This is a genomic window from Hydrogenophaga sedimenti, assembly GCF_051857515.1.
In the GTDB taxonomy this organism is placed as follows: Bacteria; Pseudomonadota; Gammaproteobacteria; order Burkholderiales; family Burkholderiaceae_C; genus Hydrogenophaga.
This window is the reverse complement of record NZ_JBPZHA010000007.1, coordinates 40886-55873: the sequence shown is the minus strand read 5'-3', so window position 1 is coordinate 55873 and position 14988 is coordinate 40886. Positions and strand designations below refer to the sequence as shown.

Here is a 14988-nt window from a genome sequence, read left to right as displayed (position 1 = left end):
CGTTTTCATTGCACGAGCAAAACCATGCGCTGGACCACATCCCGATTCGACATCGACCTGAACCAACCCAAGGTCATGGCCATCATCAACGTCACGCCAGATTCCTTCTCCGATGGAGGACAGTTCGACAGCGTGGCCGCCGCGTTGCGCCAATGCGAACAGGTGATCAAGGATGGCGCGCACATGCTCGACATCGGTGGCGAGTCCACCCGCCCGGGCAGTCCGGCGGTGCCGCTGGAGCAGGAACTGGAGCGCGTGCTGCCGGTGGTGCGCGAAGCGGTGAAGCTGAACGTGCCGGTGTCGGTCGATACCTACAAACCGGAGGTGATGCAGGCGGTGCTGGACCTGGGTGCCGACATCGTGAACGACATCTGGGCGCTGCGGCGCGGTGACGCAATGCGGGTGGTGGCCCATCACCCGCGTTGCGGCGTCTGCCTGATGCACATGCACCGCGATCCGCAGACCATGCAGGTGGCACCGATGGACGGAGATGTCGTGGCACCCGTCAAGAGTTTCCTGGCCGAACGCGCCCGGATGCTCGAAGCGCTGGGCGTGGCCCGCGAACGCATCGCGCTCGATCCCGGGATCGGATTTGGCAAGACCGTGCAGCAGAACTTCAGCTTGCTGGCGCAGCAGCCCCAGCTTGGCGAGTTGCCATATCCATGGCTCGTCGGCTGGTCACGCAAGTCGTCCCTCGGGGCAGTGACCGGTCACGAACGCCCGGCAGACCGGGTGTCGGCTAGTGTCGCCGCCGCGTTGCTGGCTGTGGAGCGGGGTGCACTCGTGGTGCGTGTGCATGATGTGCGCGAGACGGTGGATGCGCTATCGGTGCTTCGTTCAGTAAGCGAATGTTCATAGCCACACAGTGAGTTACAAGTCGTCACAACAAAGTTCACATCCCCTGGATGTGGCCTGAAACGAACTAGTACCCAAGTTACAATGCCGCCCTGCCCAAAAATATTCAGGAGGATGCGGCAGCAAGTCAGGCGCAAACGCGAGACAGCGTGGCGTGGCTTGCACGCCCGACGCAGCCGTCATGCTGGACTGTCCGGATCTCGCGGTACCCAAGGAGGTGATGCAACACGTCGTGCACGTGGAGTCATCGCGCAACCCGTTCGCCATTGGCGTGGTGGGTGGGTATCTGGCACGCCAACCCCGAAACCTTGAAGAAGCACTGGCGTCTGTGCGCCAGCTCAAGGAAGAGGGCTACAACTTCTCCGTCGGCATTTCCCAGGTCAACCGCTACAACCTGGCGAAATATGGTCTGCGTACCTACGCCGAAGCCTTCGAAATCTGCCCAAACCTGCAGGCCGGCTCACGCATCCTGAGAGAGTGTTACGACCGCGCCCAGGATTGGGGCAAGGCGTTCAGCTGCTACTACTCCGGCAACTTCGTGACTGGCTTTGATCACGGATACGTGCAGAAGATCTTTGCGTCGATCCGAAAATCGCAGGTCGAGCAGACGGCTCCGGAATCGATTCGCGTGATTCCGTATGGGAACGGACAACGCAAGCCTGCGCGGGATGATGGGTTGCCGTTGGGTGGGGCAACGGCAGCCGCTACAGCGTCAGCTGCCGCCCCGACTTATCCGGAACCTGCACCCATACGGAAGACGCAAAAGGCAGTTCTTGTGACCAATATGGACACAGCGGAAGCCCGCCCCGCCATTCCTGTGCCAGGCCCCGGAGCTCTGTTGCCCACCTCAGTTGCCGCGTCCAAGCCAAAGGCACTGGATTTAAGTCAGATCCCTACTCAGGTTGTTGGAATCAACGGTGATCCTTACCTAACCAGAGTTTTACCTGTTCCGGCCGCATTTGGGAAAAGCTCGGACAAGTTGCAACCTCCTCAAGCGGCAGATTCGCTTGACGTGGGTGTGAGTTCTGCGCGAGGTGCTATGGCGAGATCCAAAGCGGCTACTCCCGTGCTTTCCCGTAGAGGAGGGAGCCTCTTGGGAGTCAACGAAACTGCTGCTGAAGTTCTGGTGAGGCCTGCAGCATCTGCGGAGGGAAAAAGACCTGCCCAAACGGAAAATCCTTCAGATAAATCATTTGTTTTTTAATAGGAGTCAGTATGAGCATCAATAAATCAAGGGTTCTTTATAAGGTAGGTGTGTCACTTTGTTTACTTGCTTGCTCTGGCGCACTGTTTGCAGCAGTTGATCCAGGCTTTGTTGGTGCATGCAAGAATGTGACTGGTTTCTTTGAAAACTTCGAAACAATTTTAAAAGTGGCATCTGTTTCGATTGTTACTATTGCAATTGTGTTTGCTGGGTACCAGATTGCTTTTGCGCACAAGCGGCTGTCTGACGTTGCGCCAATCTTGATTGGTGGCTTGTTGATTGGCGGGGCTGCGACGATTGCCGGGTGGTTTGTTAATGATTGGAAAACGGATGCTGGCGCCAATCAAACTTGCGCCATTAATAGTCCGACATGATTTTGAGTGCATTCAGGGGGTTTTGTGAATAAGGATGCATTGTTTCGTGGGTGCACGCGTCCTCCAATGATTTTGGGGGTTCCGTACGCTCCTTTTTTGATTGGGGCTGGGGTGCCGCTGTTGTTGGCAATGTATTTCTCTTTGTATATTTTGCTTTTGATTCCATTTGTCATTTTTTTGATGCGGATGATGGCAAAAAAAGACGAAATGATTTTTCGTTTGCTGGGGTTGAATATGGTTTTTCGATTTCTTCCTCGCAACGTTAAGGAAAGTGGAGGGGCTTGGGCATTTGGCCCGTCCGTGCGTGGCCCAGCGGCACGCAAGTCCATGCGGCCTTACGCCTGATCCTTCTTCAAGCCTGAATCGTCATGTCGCTTTTCTCCCCCGACGCTGATTACAGCAACTTCATCCCGTTCAGTACCCACGTGGACACCCACGTGGTGAAGTCGCGGGAAGGTGACTACATGGTCACCTGGCTGCTGAGCGGGTTTCCGTTCGTGGGACGGGAGGACTGGGAGCTCGAGCACCGGCACAAGTCGTTCAACAACCTCTTGCAGAGCCTGCGCGCACCGGATTTCGAAAATGTCGCGTTCTGGGCGCACGACATTCGTCGCCGCCGTCCGATCAAGGCGGAGGCGCGGTATCCGCACAGCTTCAGCCAGGAATTGCACGACAAATACATCGAACGCCTGTCTGGCAAGCGTCTGATGCAGAACGAGTTGTACCTGACCATGATTTACCGCCCGGTGGTCAGCGGCAAGAAGTTTGCGGCCATCGCGCGCGACGTCGAGGTGTTGCGAAAGGAAGAAAAGGCCTACCTCGAGAAGATTTACGAACTGGTCGGCAACGTGGAAGCGCTTCTGCAGGACTATTCGCCTTACCGGTTGGGCCTGTATGAGAGCGTGCACAAGCAGGTGTTTTCCGAGAATCTGGAGTTCTTCGGTTACCTGATCAATCACGTGGATGAGCCGGCTCCCGTGCTGCCGGCGCCGATCTACAACTATCTGCCGACGAGCAAGCACATGTTCTCGACCGGCAGCGGTGACTTTGCGATCCGCACGGCCAACGGCGAGAACTTCTACGGCGCGATCCTGAACATCAAGGAATACGCCGACAGTTCCTGGCCGGGCATTCTCAACGGCCTGAAGTACCTGGAGTTCGAGTACATCGTGACCCACTCCTTCACGCCCATGAGCCGCTACGACTCGATGAAGGCGCTGGAGCGGACCAAGGGCGCAATGCTGTCGTCGGAAGACAAGGCGGTCAGCCAGATCGTCGAGCTGGATTTCGCGATGGATCAGCTGGCTTCGGGCAACTTCGTGCTCGGGCAGTACCACTTCAACATGGCGATTTTCGCCAGCAACCAAGACGAGCTGTACAGCCACATCGCACAGGCGCGCGCGCAGCTGTCCGGCGCGAGCTTCGTGACGGTCAAGGAGGACGTGGCGATTCCCGCGGCTTTCTACGCGCAACTGCCTTGCAACTGGCGCTTCCGTCCCCGCATTGCGAATCTGAGTTCGCTCAACTTTCTCGGCCTGAGCCCGCTGCACAACTTCGCGACCGGCAAGCCCAACTTCAATCCCTGGGGCCCGTCGGTCAGCATCCTGCAGACGCTGAACAATCAGGCCTACCACTTCAACTTCCACGCCACCAAGCCGCACGAGTACTCGCTGGGCGAGAAGGCCATTGCCAACACCATGGTGATCGGCAAGTCGGGTACCGGCAAGACCGCGCTCATCAACTTCCTGCTGGCGCAGGTGCAGAAGATCGAGCCCGAGCCAACGATCTTCTTCTTCGACAAGGACCGCGGTGCCGAGATCTTCATCCGCGCTTGTGGCGGTCGCTACTTCACCCTAGAGAAGGGCAAGCCCACAGGTTTCAACCCGCTGCAGTGCGAGAACACACCGGATAACGAACAGTTTCTGGTCGAGCTGATCCAGACGCTGTGTGGCAAAGAGAAGTACTCGGCCTCCGAGCAGGAAGACATGCTCCGGGCGGTGCGTGCGATTCTCGACACGCCGATGCATCTGCGAACCATGACCAACCTGCAGAAGAGCCTGCCCAATATGGGTGAAAACAGCCTCTTCGAATGCATCTCGGTCTGGTGCAAGGGCGGCCCGGCGGCCTGGGTGTTCGACAACCCCAAGGACAACATCGACTTCTCGGGCTCCAACATCATCGGTTTCGATTACACCGAGGTGATCGAAGACTCGAAGACCCGCGAGCCAATCATCCAGTACCTGCTGCACCGCATGGAAGGTCTGATTGATGGCCGGCCGTTCATCTACGTGATGGACGAGTTCTGGAAGGTGCTGGAAGGCAAGGGCGGCCTCAAGGACTTCGCGAAGAACAAGCAGAAGACCATCCGGAAACAGAATGGCCTGGGCATCTTCGCGACCCAGTCTCCGCAGGACGCGCTCAACAGCGACATCTCTGCCGCACTGATCGAACAGACAGCCACACTGATTCTGCTGCCTAACCCGAACGCCGACCCGAAGGACTATCTGGAGGGTCTCAAGCTCACCCGGGCCGAGTTCGAATTGGTTGTGGGTCTGGACGAACGCAGCCGCTGTTTTCTCGTCAAGCAGGGTCACAACGCCGTGCTCTGCCAACTCAATCTCAACGGCATGGACGATGAACTGGCCGTGCTGTCCGGCTCCAGCGACAACGTTGAAATTCTCACCGCGTTGCTGGCCGAGCATCCAACACCGGATCTGCCGGATACCTGGCTGCCGGAGTTTCATGCGCGGCGCAAGGGCATGCGGTCCCAACGCAAGGCCTTCATGGCCAACAGCAATGAGTACCTGCGACATGCACCGACTGCGGAAGAAGAGGGAGTTTCCTGAAATGCATGGCTTCCATTCCCCGTCAACCGAACACGGTTCAACGCCCATGATCAAGAGTGCAGCTGCGGTGGTCGCGGTTTTTGGAATGTGCGTCTCGGCGTCTCTGGCGCACGCCGAGACTGGGCCTTGGCCGACCGCCCTGTCAAAAGGGAGTGATTGCGCGGCATGGACCATCAGTGCGAAAAAGACGGAGGTCGCCCGGCGCGCTGAAAAGAGCTACTGCGAAGCGCATAACCCAGGTGACCAGTCCAAACGGGAAGCCTGCTTGAACAACGCGAATGCCAAGAAGTTGGTGGAGTTTTTCACCAACCGCTGCGGCACTGACTACGTCATCGCTCTGGATGGTCAGGAGTGGCCATTGAAGCGTTTGTCGTCAGCCACCAAGCCGCCTTACCTGACCGGGCGCTATGTTGGGGACGGTGTCCGTGTGACTGTGGAGTCGCCGCGTCTGTTGAGCAAGGAATACGAAGCAGGGGAGGCGCACACCGAAGCCAACGTGGTCAGCGCCCGCTACTCGGTCAAAGTCCAGGTGGTGCAGGGACGCCGGACAAACCGGTTCTCGGGGGAGGTGTGGTACGGACGCTGAACGCGCCGACCACGACCGGGAATCAGAGAGAAAAACATGGCAAACCCCATCGACTTCAACATTCGCGGCAGCGCGGACGACATCGTGCGCCTGCTCAACGAAGGTCAGGGAGCGGCGGCATTGCTGCAGTTGCAACAATTGCGCGAGGGAAAGTCTCTGGTGGTCCAGGAGGCCATGGACCGCTATGTGGTAAGCCTGGCTCCGGAACAACTGCAACGTTTGCGGTCGTCCGGTGCGGATCCATTGACGGCATCCGTTCTTGACCGGCTCGATGCAGCCAAGGGGACTCCTCGCATGCCCGCCCAGGACAAGTCCGTGGGTGGCATGGACGAAGTTCCGCTGACGACCGCGCAGCGCCATGATGTGTACGCCAGCATGGTGTACACCCGTGGCAACGATGCAGCCCGTGCGGCTCTGGCGCGTGGGGACAGGGTGATTCTGGGGATGCGTGAAGAAAACTCCACGCTGGCCACGATGCAAAGCAGGGAGGCGCCGTCGGTGCCTCGACAGGACGATCCTGCCACTTCAGCCGTGGATGAAAGCCTGGCCGGGCGTGGCGTCTACAACGACCGTCTGGTGGTGCTGTGGCAAGGGGAAAACGGGGAGCGCGGGGTGGCAGAGGCCAACCGAGCCAACACCGAACCCACCGCCATTTATGACGAGCATGCACGGCCTGGAGACGGGCAAGCAGGGGCCTACAGACATGTTTCCGGCTGGAGAAAAGCCGAGGGTGACGATGTCAACGGGGATGACATCCGGGATCTCGGCCGTTTGCGTGAAGGTACCGTTGAGATGAAACGCACCACGCATGGCACAGACAACCACACCGCTTTCCGTCCCACGGAAGCCGCTGTCACCAACGGTGCAGGTCAGGTTCAGCGCGACACCAATGCCGATGGCCGTTTTGACAGCACCGATGTCAACGGCACCCAGGACTTGAATGACACCTTCAAGATCCATCGGGGATCGCGAGGCGCCACCGATTCAGCGGGTTGCCAGACGATTCATCCCGACGACTACGACAGCGTCATGGCTGCGGCTCAGGGCAAGGCGGATCAACGCAGCTGGCAGTATGTCCTGACAGAAACGCAACCTGCCTCGCAGCGGATGCAGGCGCCGGAACACCAGCCAAACCAGCCTGCGCTCCATCCCACAGAGCTGTCGCCACAGTCCCGCAGCTTGCTGCAAGACAGTCTCACGCAAGTGCAGCGGGTAGCCCAGGAGCGTGGCCAGACCTGGGACACGGGCATGACCAACACCGCATGCGCCGTCGCCTGTGGTGCCCGTGAAGCGGGCATGGACGGCGTGAACCTGCTGAACGTCAAGGACGGCTTGATCCGGTTTGGTCATCGGGCCGATGGACGCCTGATCGATGGCGCCATTGACGCACGGTTGGCGGCCAACACGCCTTCTGGCGAATCGCTCCTGCGCATGGCGGAGCTGGACATTGCCAGGGAGCCGAATGTGCGCGGCGAACCGGGTTTGACGAACCCCACGGCAATGGGGCGGGAAGCCGTCCATGGGCTGGAGTTGCGCATGTGAATTCGGTTTGGGGCACAGAACAAATTGAACAGGGTGGATTCAGGGGGGTTAAACAAGAATGAACATCAAGATCAGCAAAACATTGAGGCTGGTGGCCGTGCTGGGTGCGCTCGCTGTGCCGCTGGGAGCACATGCTGCGGCAGGGCAGTCCAACTGCGGAGGCATTGCCAAAGGCGCCAGCACCGGCGGTGCCTTTTTTGACAACGACCTGCCCGCCGGGCAAGACGTATTTTCTTTCTGCGCCTATGGCTATCCGCCGCACTGCTGGGTCGGCGTGAACCCGATTGCAGGCACTTGGAAGATCGTCAACCAGTATTGCTTCAACCCCAAGTGGACCAACAAATACGAGTCGGTGTGTCCGCGTGGGCTGAAGCCCGGTACCTGGAAAAGCCCCGGCAAGATGCCCTTCGACTACAAGGGCTCGCCCAACGCCCCGGACGGCCTCGAGGAATGCCAGCACTTGATGGAAGAGTGATGGCGACAAAGACAACAACATCAGGAGGAAAAACAATGCCATTGAACTGGATGCCCGGCATTCACCTTTGTAGCGTGGCGGTGTTATCGCTGTGCGCGATCAGCGCCCATGCGATCGACCTGCCCAAGCCTGAAGTTCCCGACACGGAAATCCTTTCGAAGCTGCCGGAGGGTGTCGAGATGCCTGATCCCGGCCAGATCAAGGGGGTAGTTGTGTCGTGCCTGCAGAACGGCAACATGGACATCACCCGCCCCACTTTGCCTTTGCTCAGTTGCTGGGAAAGCGCCAGCAACGGCAGCGACAGCGTTCAGGACCTCCAGAAGGCCTGTACCCAGCAGATGACGCCGATGAAGATCGATTCGACGCTCGTACCCAAGTGCCCCCCGAAGGCGCTTGGCACCTGCATCGGTGCACAAAACGGTGGCGGTGCCAGCGGTGAGAAGTCCGTTTCCAACCACTACCACTACACCCCGCAGTCACTGCTGGACTGGCGCAAGAGCAAGCAGAACTGCGAGCGCTCGGGTGGCAAATGGTATGGCTTGGGCAACAAGTTCAGGCTCTTCTGACAAACGGCTTATTCACCTGTATTCCAAACTCGATCGGGTTCACCAATCACTGTCAAGGAGCGAAATCGATGAGATCCACACTGAACAAACAACTTCCAGCCGTCACCCGGCGTGTAGCGATGCGTCTGGCTGCCGGTGCCGCGATGGGGCTGGTGCTGGCGGCTTGTGGAGGTGGAGGTGGAGGTGGAGGTGGAGGTGGAGGTGGAGGTGGAGGGGGAAGTAGTTCCTCTGAAGGATCTCATGACTTGCGTGCTGCGCTGGATCGGTTGCAGCCTGGGATGACGCTCGCGCAAGTTATTGCAGCTGTTGGTTGGGAGCCAAACGATCTTGGTGGTATTGCAGACTGGCAAGATGGTGATGAGTGGCTTCATGTATCGGTCAATTCTTTGGATGGAAGTGGCGTTTTGATCATTACTGCAGCGCATTGGCATAGGGTCTCAGAAAACATTGATCGGGCCTATGTCTGAAATGTTAAGCAGCATTGTTGTTTATTTATTTTTATCTGAGTTGGGTTTAAATTATGGCTAATGAAAATAACAAGATGAGCGTGGGTCGCCGTAGCCTGTTGGCGAATCTGATGCTTGCAGGCACAGCCGGATTGGCGTTGTCCGCGTGTGGCGGTGGTGGCGGCGGTTCAGATGACTCCCGGAATTTGCGAGCAGCATTTGAGCGCCTGAAGCCTGGAATGACGTACGAACAAGTTATTTCAGCTGTTGGATGGGCTCCCAATGAAGACTCCATTACCTGGGATAATGGTGAGGAATATCTGATTGTGACATTTGCTAATTATTATAATGACGGTATTTGGGTGATTACTACTGCTGTTTGGGGTGGTGGAGGGCGGTCTGAGCGGAGGTCTTATGTGGAATAAGCGTCTGACTAATGGTTTTCTTCTTTTTGTGCTATTTGCGTCGGTTGGTCCAGCAAATGCACAGTGGGCTGTTTATGATGATGAAGTAAAAAAGATTCTTGAGAAGATTAATAACGTTAAGTCTGTTGGCTCAAAGAGCCTGTCTGGATTTGATGATCAAGCGTTGTTGAGTGAGAAATTTGAATTGTCGTCTGTTTCGAGTCCTGAGAAGTACATTGGGACGGAGGTGGATTGTGGTGATGAGAAGTTGAATTTGATGCATTACAACGCGTGCCGTGGACTTCGAAACCTTAGACTGAAGACTTTAGAACAGACTGAGGCTATTCTGGAAAAAATAAAGAAGCGGCGCGATGAGATTAAGGCGTTAGTTTCCGATGCGCGAAAGGGCCAAGCTTCTGACGAGTCAGGGCAACTCCAGCGCTATCAATTCGAACTCCAAGGCATACAAGCCCATTTGCAAAATGACGCCATGGAGCTAGAAGCCCTGAGGTACGGCTACAAGCAGCGCGAAAAGATGTACGAGGTGCAGATGGCGGAGGCGCGCCGTGCCACGGACACGCGTCCGCCTGGGGGCGCGGGTGGCGTGAGCATCAATCTGGGCACGGTTCCGTTCGTGCGCGGCAAGTAATGCTGCGTTCGAACGGATAGACAAAGGAAAGTCACCTTATGGCGTGCCCCACCATCACATTTCCATCGCTTCTGGCGACTGCGCTCACTGGTCTGGATGGCCAGTACCAGTCGATGATCAGTGGCGCGAACTTCATGTGCCAGGTTCGCGGCTATCTGGTGGAAGACATGCTGATCGGCACATACCGCGATCAGGTGGCCTCGCAATTGGCCACAGCCCTGTTTTACATGTCCACCACGATCATGACGATCTGGGTGGTGTATCACGGCTTCATGATCATGACGGGTGGTAACCGCCAGCCGATTCTTCCGCTGTTTCTCAAGACCGGAAAGATGGCGCTGATCATGTCGCTGGTGTCGCTGATTGCTGCCAAGTCGCCCATCATCGCCGACTGGGTGGCCGATTTTCAGGCGCTCATCACGGCGGCCATCGTCGGTTCCGACATCGATCTCTACCAGATGATTGACATCAACATTGCGTTGGCGCAGGTGTTCAACGCGTTGGTGAATGGTCTGGTGGGGGGCAAGCAGGTGGCTGCCGACGGCAATCAGCTGACGACGATCGCCGGCTTGATCGGGCAGAGTGGTCCGGCGGTGCTGCTTTCGGTGCTGTCGGTGATGGCCGAGATTTCGATCGTCCTGGCGATCATGCTGGCGCCCTTGTTCCTGATGTTCCTGCTGTTTCAGCAGACATCGGCGATGTTCTGGACCTGGGTCAAGTTCCTGCTGGGAACCATGGTTTCACTGGCGGTGATCACGCTGGTGGGCAGCATCGTGCTGGACATGATGATGCGTTACGGCGCTTCGGTGGTGGTGGCCTTTTTTGTGAACGGTGCAATGGGAGCGGCCGGTGTCGGAGGCGGCTTTGACATCGGGGGCAGCGTGGTGCAGCTCGGGGCGTTGGGCGCGTTGTCTACCGCGCTGCTGACCATGGTGCCGCCGCTGATCATGCAGTTCTTCAATTCCGGGGCTTCGTTCGCGGCGAGTGCCATGTCAGGCGCAATGGGTGGCGGCGGCGCGGCGGGTGGCATGGCGGGTTTGATGAAGTCCGCATCGGCTGGTGGCGGAGGTAGTGCTTCTGGCGGTGGGGCACTGCAAGGTGGTGGGGCTGGAGGCAGCCTGGGATACGACGTCGGCGCCGGTGCTGCTGGTGGTGGTGGGGCTACCGGTGGACAGGCCGGATCTACGGTCATGAATCGGGATCTCCAACAGCACTCTGCAAGGGTGCTTGGCGACCAAAACGGTGGCTCTGTTCAAACGGCTGGCGGAGGCAATGTGCTGGGGAGCAGAGGGATCGCAGCCGCCCAGTCCGCAGACAACCCCAACGTTGCCGCCATTCAGCAGAAGCAGACCGATCTGGGTCACGCAAGTGAGCTTCGCCTGAACCCGAAAACCGGAATTTACGAGTCAGCGGATACGCAGCGACAGATGGCGGCCAACCCAACACTGGGGAGTGGCGGATCCCTGCCGGTGACTGGTTCGGACCGCCGCGTCTCGTCGGCAGCCGTCGCCAGCGAAGCGGGCTCGTCGTCGAGCGCCGGTGCGAACACGGTTGGGGCCTCAACACCGTCTCAGTCCGCAAGTGGGGGCGGAACAGCAACCCACATGGCTGACGCCAAGGGAGCAGGAACTGCTGCCGCAGGCGCCCGAAGCAGGCCAGTGACGCTTCCTTATGGCGAGGGACGTGTGCCAAGCCCTGTGCGTCAAGTGTGAAGACATCGATCGTGAATCCAGTTCCAACATCAATATGTATCCACAAGAAATGAAAAAACATTCCATCCACCTGTGGAGGGCAGGCACAGGACTCGTTCTGATTGCTTTGCTGCAGGCCTGCGCAGCCCCCAAAGCCACCGACATTTCCGACAACTGGAAACCGGTGAACTCGCTGGCCGCCAAACCGCAGGAAATCCCCCTGAAGGAAGAGGCCGAGCTGCCCAAGTTCCAGATGTTGCCGACTGACGCAACCCTTCGGCACATGCTGGAGCGTTGGGCCAAGGAAAACGGTGGTGCGCTGGACTGGCAGTACCCGAGCGACCTGACCTTGGTGACTGGTCTGGACAGCATCAAGGACAGCAACCTGCAACGCGCACTGAACTCGGTGCGCAAGACCTACGCGGCGCAGAAGCTGCGCATCCAGGTGTCGGCGAACAAGACCATGCTGGTCACGAAGATGCCCTGAGCGTTCACCAAAGTCGACGAACCCCACTCAAGAACACAAGGGATTTATGGCGTTGTTCAAGCGCGAGGTCTCCGAGGCCTCGCAAGAGATTCTCAAGAAGTCGATGGACTTCGAGTCGAACGTGATTTCGATGGTCAAGCGCAGCGAGCGCCGCGCATGGATCGTGGCGATCTGCGCGTTGGTGCTGTCGCTGATGATGGGTGGCGCGATCGCCTACATGCTGCCGCTCAAGGAGAAGGTTCCTTACTTGGTGACGGTCGATCTCAAGCGCAGCACCAGCACGATCTCCCCGCTGAGGGACAACGTCGCAGCGACGGGCATCTACGCCAGCGAAGCGCTCAACCGCAGCCATGTGGCGCGCTTCGTCCAGGCGCGTGAAGGGTACGACTACGACACGATCAACGAGTACGACTGGGAGTACGTGGCGTCGATGTCCAATGACCAGGTCAAGGGGCTGTTCGTCAAGCAGTTCGACGGCACCCCCAACAGTCCGGAGAAGAAGTGGGGGCGCAACAACGCCATCCGCATCAAGGTCAACAGCATCGTGTTCAACGGTCTGGACGAAGAACGTGGCGCGATTCCCACCGGCGCCACGGTGCGCTTCGAGAAGTGGCGTTTCGACAAGACGACCGGCAAGAGCGACTACCTCAGCAGCCACGTCGCCACGGTCCGCTACGAATACAAGACCAACCTGAAGATGAGCGACAACCTGCGCCTGCGCAATCCGCTGGGTTTCCAGGTGACTGCCTTCCGGGTGGACGACGAGTTCAATGCGCCGGTGTTCAAGGCCACCAACAAGGATGTGGGTGTGCCGCTGTTGAACGAGGAAGAGGGCGTGACACACCGCGGGGCGGATGCCCCCGCCAACGCCGGGCCGGCGGCAGCAACTGCCGCACCCAGCCAGCCGGCAGGTTTGCCCGGTGCTCCCGCCACCCCTCACCAAGGCCAATGATCTGGTGACCCCATGAACAATCGATTGAGCAACAGGGAACAAGCAACGATGACAAGCATGAAACGAATCAGCGGCTCCTGGCGCGCGGTGGGATCGACGCTGGCGTTCGCGACGGCACTTTTGAGCACCGGCGCAATGGCGCAGGAAGTGCGGGAGATCCCCTACCGTCCAGACCAGGTGGTCCGGGTCAATACGGGTCTGGGCATCGCGACGCAGATCGAGATCAGTTCGCAGGAACAGATCAAGGACTTCGGCACCGGCTTCAGCGACGGCTGGGAACTGGTCCGTCGCGACAACATCTTCTATATACGCCCGAAGAATGTGGATGTGGACACCAACATGTACATCCGCACCAACATGCGTTCGTACCTGCTGGACCTGCGCGTGTCGGCGACCAAGTGGAAGACGCTGGAAGAAGCCAAGAACGCCGGCGTGTTCTACAAGATCCGCTTCGTGTATGGCAGCGAGGAACCGGACAAGGCGAGCCCGCTGGCCTCGGCCAATGCGGTGCTTTCGCCAACGGCCGCTGCGCTGAACTCGCAGAGCAACTACCACCTGAACTACGACTACTCGACCAACAGCGATGTGTCGACGATCGTGCCGACCCGGGTGTACGACAACGGCCAGTTCACCTACATCCATCTGCCCCCGATGGCGAACTTTCCCGCCGTGTTCGGTCGCAACGACCGCAACGGGGAAGAGTTTCTCGTGAACACCAAGAGCGAAAAGAACGTGATGGTGGTTCTGGGTGTCTATCCGTTTCTCGTGATGCGGCTGGGCAGTGACGTGGTTGGACTCAGGAGGAACAAATGAGCATGCAGTTTCCCAACGGCAACGGACAAGGCCCTGTGCTGTCCGACAACATGCCCAAGCTCTCGGCGGGTCTGACCCGCGGAGTGAACAAGACGGCCATTGCCTACATCGTGCTGGTGTCGATTGCGACCATCGGCATGACGCTCTGGGTGGCGAGCAATGCCTTCTCGGCCAACGACAAGAAGGACAAGCAGGTCTCCATGGAGGAGGTCACGGTGCCGAAGAAGCCGGAGTTGTTGCTGCCGCCGCCCGCGGAGCCAGCGCAACTGGTGGCCAAGAACAACATGCCGCCGCTGCCGACGGACATGCCCCCCATGCCTGAGGGCAGCACGGTCGAGAAGAAGGACGACCTGCAGCAGCGCCGCATGGCCAGCGAGAACAACCTGGTGGCCGCCAATGCCGACAAAGGCAAGAAGAACCAGTTGTTCGAAGACGAGTACTCGACAGTCAAGCGGGGCGCCGTGGAGGTCCTGGCCAATGCCGAGTTCGTGATGACCCGTGGCACCTTCATCCGCTGTGCGCTGGAGACCAAGATCGTGTCGACGCTGCCGGGCATGACGTCCTGCATCGTGACCGAACCGATCTATTCGGTGAACGGTCGCCGCCTGCTGATCGACAAGGGCTCCAAGGTCACGGGTGAATACAAGTACGTCGACGAGAACTACGACCGCGTTGGCGTCGTGTGGACCCGCGTGCTGACGACCACGGGCCTGGACGTGCGCATCGACAGCGCGGGCACCGACGCATTGGGCGGCGCCGGCATCCCGGGCCACTACGACGGTCACTGGGGCGAGCGCATCGGCGCCGCCATGCTGGTGAGCCTGCTGGCCGACGGCATCGATGCGGGTGCACAGAAGTTCGCCAACGACAACGACATCCGCGGCCGGACGACCGTCTCGGCGGCGGGCGGCGTGGGCGTGGTGACCATCGACCCGTGGGAATCACAGACGGCTGCAACGGCCAAGAAGGCGGCCACCGACATGCTGGCCCGCTCGGCCAACCGCAAGGCGACGGTGACGGTGCTCAACGGCACGGTGATCAACATCTTCGCGGCGCGCGACGTGGACTTTTCCAGCGTGATGCGCTGAGCAGGGTGGT

The 14988-nt window shown here is 58.8% G+C and carries 17 protein-coding genes; all 17 read left to right on the top strand.

Features of this window, described 5'->3' with window-relative positions:
* Positions 1–24 precede the first annotated feature (24 nt).
* The 17 genes from folP (at position 25) to ACS5NL_RS12975 (ending at position 14978) form a co-directional block, all read left to right on the top strand.
* The gene (gene folP / locus ACS5NL_RS13055) at positions 25–858 is read left to right on the top strand and encodes a dihydropteroate synthase (RefSeq protein ID WP_439354262.1); all 834 of its coding nucleotides are present in this window, start codon (positions 25–27) and stop codon (positions 856–858) included.
* A gap of 178 nt (positions 859–1036) precedes the next feature.
* Positions 1037–2059 (top strand): lytic transglycosylase domain-containing protein, encoded by a 1023-nt coding sequence (locus ACS5NL_RS13050; protein WP_439354261.1) that lies wholly within the window; start codon positions 1037–1039, stop codon positions 2057–2059.
* An 11-nt stretch (positions 2060–2070) separates the two neighbouring features.
* On the top strand, positions 2071–2433 hold the full coding sequence (locus ACS5NL_RS13045) for a TrbC/VirB2 family protein (protein WP_439354260.1): 363 nt from the start codon (positions 2071–2073) through the stop codon (positions 2431–2433).
* Positions 2434–2499: 66 nt separating this feature from the next.
* Positions 2500–2778 (top strand): VirB3 family type IV secretion system protein, encoded by a 279-nt coding sequence (locus ACS5NL_RS13040; RefSeq protein ID WP_439354445.1) that lies wholly within the window; start codon positions 2500–2502, stop codon positions 2776–2778.
* 23 nt (positions 2779–2801) lie between these two features.
* Entirely contained in the window at positions 2802–5279 is a 2478-nt protein-coding gene (locus ACS5NL_RS13035; protein ID WP_439354259.1) for a VirB4 family type IV secretion/conjugal transfer ATPase, read from the top strand.
* Positions 5245–5865, top strand: a complete 621-nt coding sequence (locus ACS5NL_RS13030; RefSeq protein ID WP_439354258.1) for a hypothetical protein — start codon at positions 5245–5247, stop codon at positions 5863–5865. Before ACS5NL_RS13035 ends, ACS5NL_RS13030 begins: the two co-directional genes overlap by 35 nt.
* A gap of 36 nt (positions 5866–5901) precedes the next feature.
* Positions 5902–7407 (top strand): hypothetical protein, encoded by a 1506-nt coding sequence (locus tag ACS5NL_RS13025; RefSeq protein ID WP_439354257.1) that lies wholly within the window; start codon positions 5902–5904, stop codon positions 7405–7407.
* Between the two features lie 58 nt (positions 7408–7465).
* Positions 7466–7882 carry a hypothetical protein gene (locus tag ACS5NL_RS13020; RefSeq protein ID WP_439354256.1) on the top strand — a complete coding sequence of 139 codons (417 nt, stop codon included), beginning with the start codon at positions 7466–7468 and terminating at the stop codon, positions 7880–7882.
* Positions 7883–7917: 35 nt separating this feature from the next.
* Positions 7918–8448, top strand: a complete 531-nt coding sequence (locus tag ACS5NL_RS13015) for a hypothetical protein (RefSeq protein WP_439354255.1) — start codon at positions 7918–7920, stop codon at positions 8446–8448.
* Between the two features lie 245 nt (positions 8449–8693).
* Positions 8694–8915, top strand: coding sequence for a hypothetical protein (locus ACS5NL_RS13010; protein WP_439354254.1), 222 nt, complete (start codon positions 8694–8696; stop codon positions 8913–8915).
* A 74-nt stretch (positions 8916–8989) separates the two neighbouring features.
* The gene (locus tag ACS5NL_RS13005) at positions 8990–9319 is read left to right on the top strand and encodes a hypothetical protein (protein ID WP_439354253.1); all 330 of its coding nucleotides are present in this window, start codon (positions 8990–8992) and stop codon (positions 9317–9319) included.
* The gene (locus ACS5NL_RS13000; RefSeq protein WP_439354252.1) at positions 9309–9947 is read left to right on the top strand and encodes a TrbJ/VirB5 family protein; all 639 of its coding nucleotides are present in this window, start codon (positions 9309–9311) and stop codon (positions 9945–9947) included. Before ACS5NL_RS13005 ends, ACS5NL_RS13000 begins: the two co-directional genes overlap by 11 nt.
* Positions 9948–9985: 38 nt before the next feature.
* Positions 9986–11659: a TrbL/VirB6 family protein gene (locus tag ACS5NL_RS12995; RefSeq protein WP_439354251.1), complete on the top strand. Its 1674-nt coding sequence runs from the start codon at positions 9986–9988 to the stop codon at positions 11657–11659.
* A complete protein-coding gene (locus ACS5NL_RS12990) occupies positions 11631–12125 on the top strand; it encodes a TcpQ domain-containing protein (protein WP_439354250.1) in 495 nt (164 codons plus the stop codon). Before ACS5NL_RS12995 ends, ACS5NL_RS12990 begins: the two co-directional genes overlap by 29 nt.
* 46 nt (positions 12126–12171) lie before the next feature.
* The gene (locus tag ACS5NL_RS12985; RefSeq protein WP_439354249.1) at positions 12172–13077 is read left to right on the top strand and encodes a VirB8 family type IV secretion system protein; all 906 of its coding nucleotides are present in this window, start codon (positions 12172–12174) and stop codon (positions 13075–13077) included.
* A 57-nt stretch (positions 13078–13134) separates the two neighbouring features.
* Positions 13135–13890 (top strand): TrbG/VirB9 family P-type conjugative transfer protein, encoded by a 756-nt coding sequence (locus ACS5NL_RS12980; RefSeq protein ID WP_439354248.1) that lies wholly within the window; start codon positions 13135–13137, stop codon positions 13888–13890.
* Positions 13887–14978, top strand: a complete 1092-nt coding sequence (locus ACS5NL_RS12975) for a TraB/TrbI/VirB10 family type IV secretion system protein (protein WP_439354247.1) — start codon at positions 13887–13889, stop codon at positions 14976–14978. The genes ACS5NL_RS12980 and ACS5NL_RS12975 overlap by 4 nt, the downstream gene beginning before the upstream one ends.
* Positions 14979–14988 lie beyond the last annotated feature (10 nt).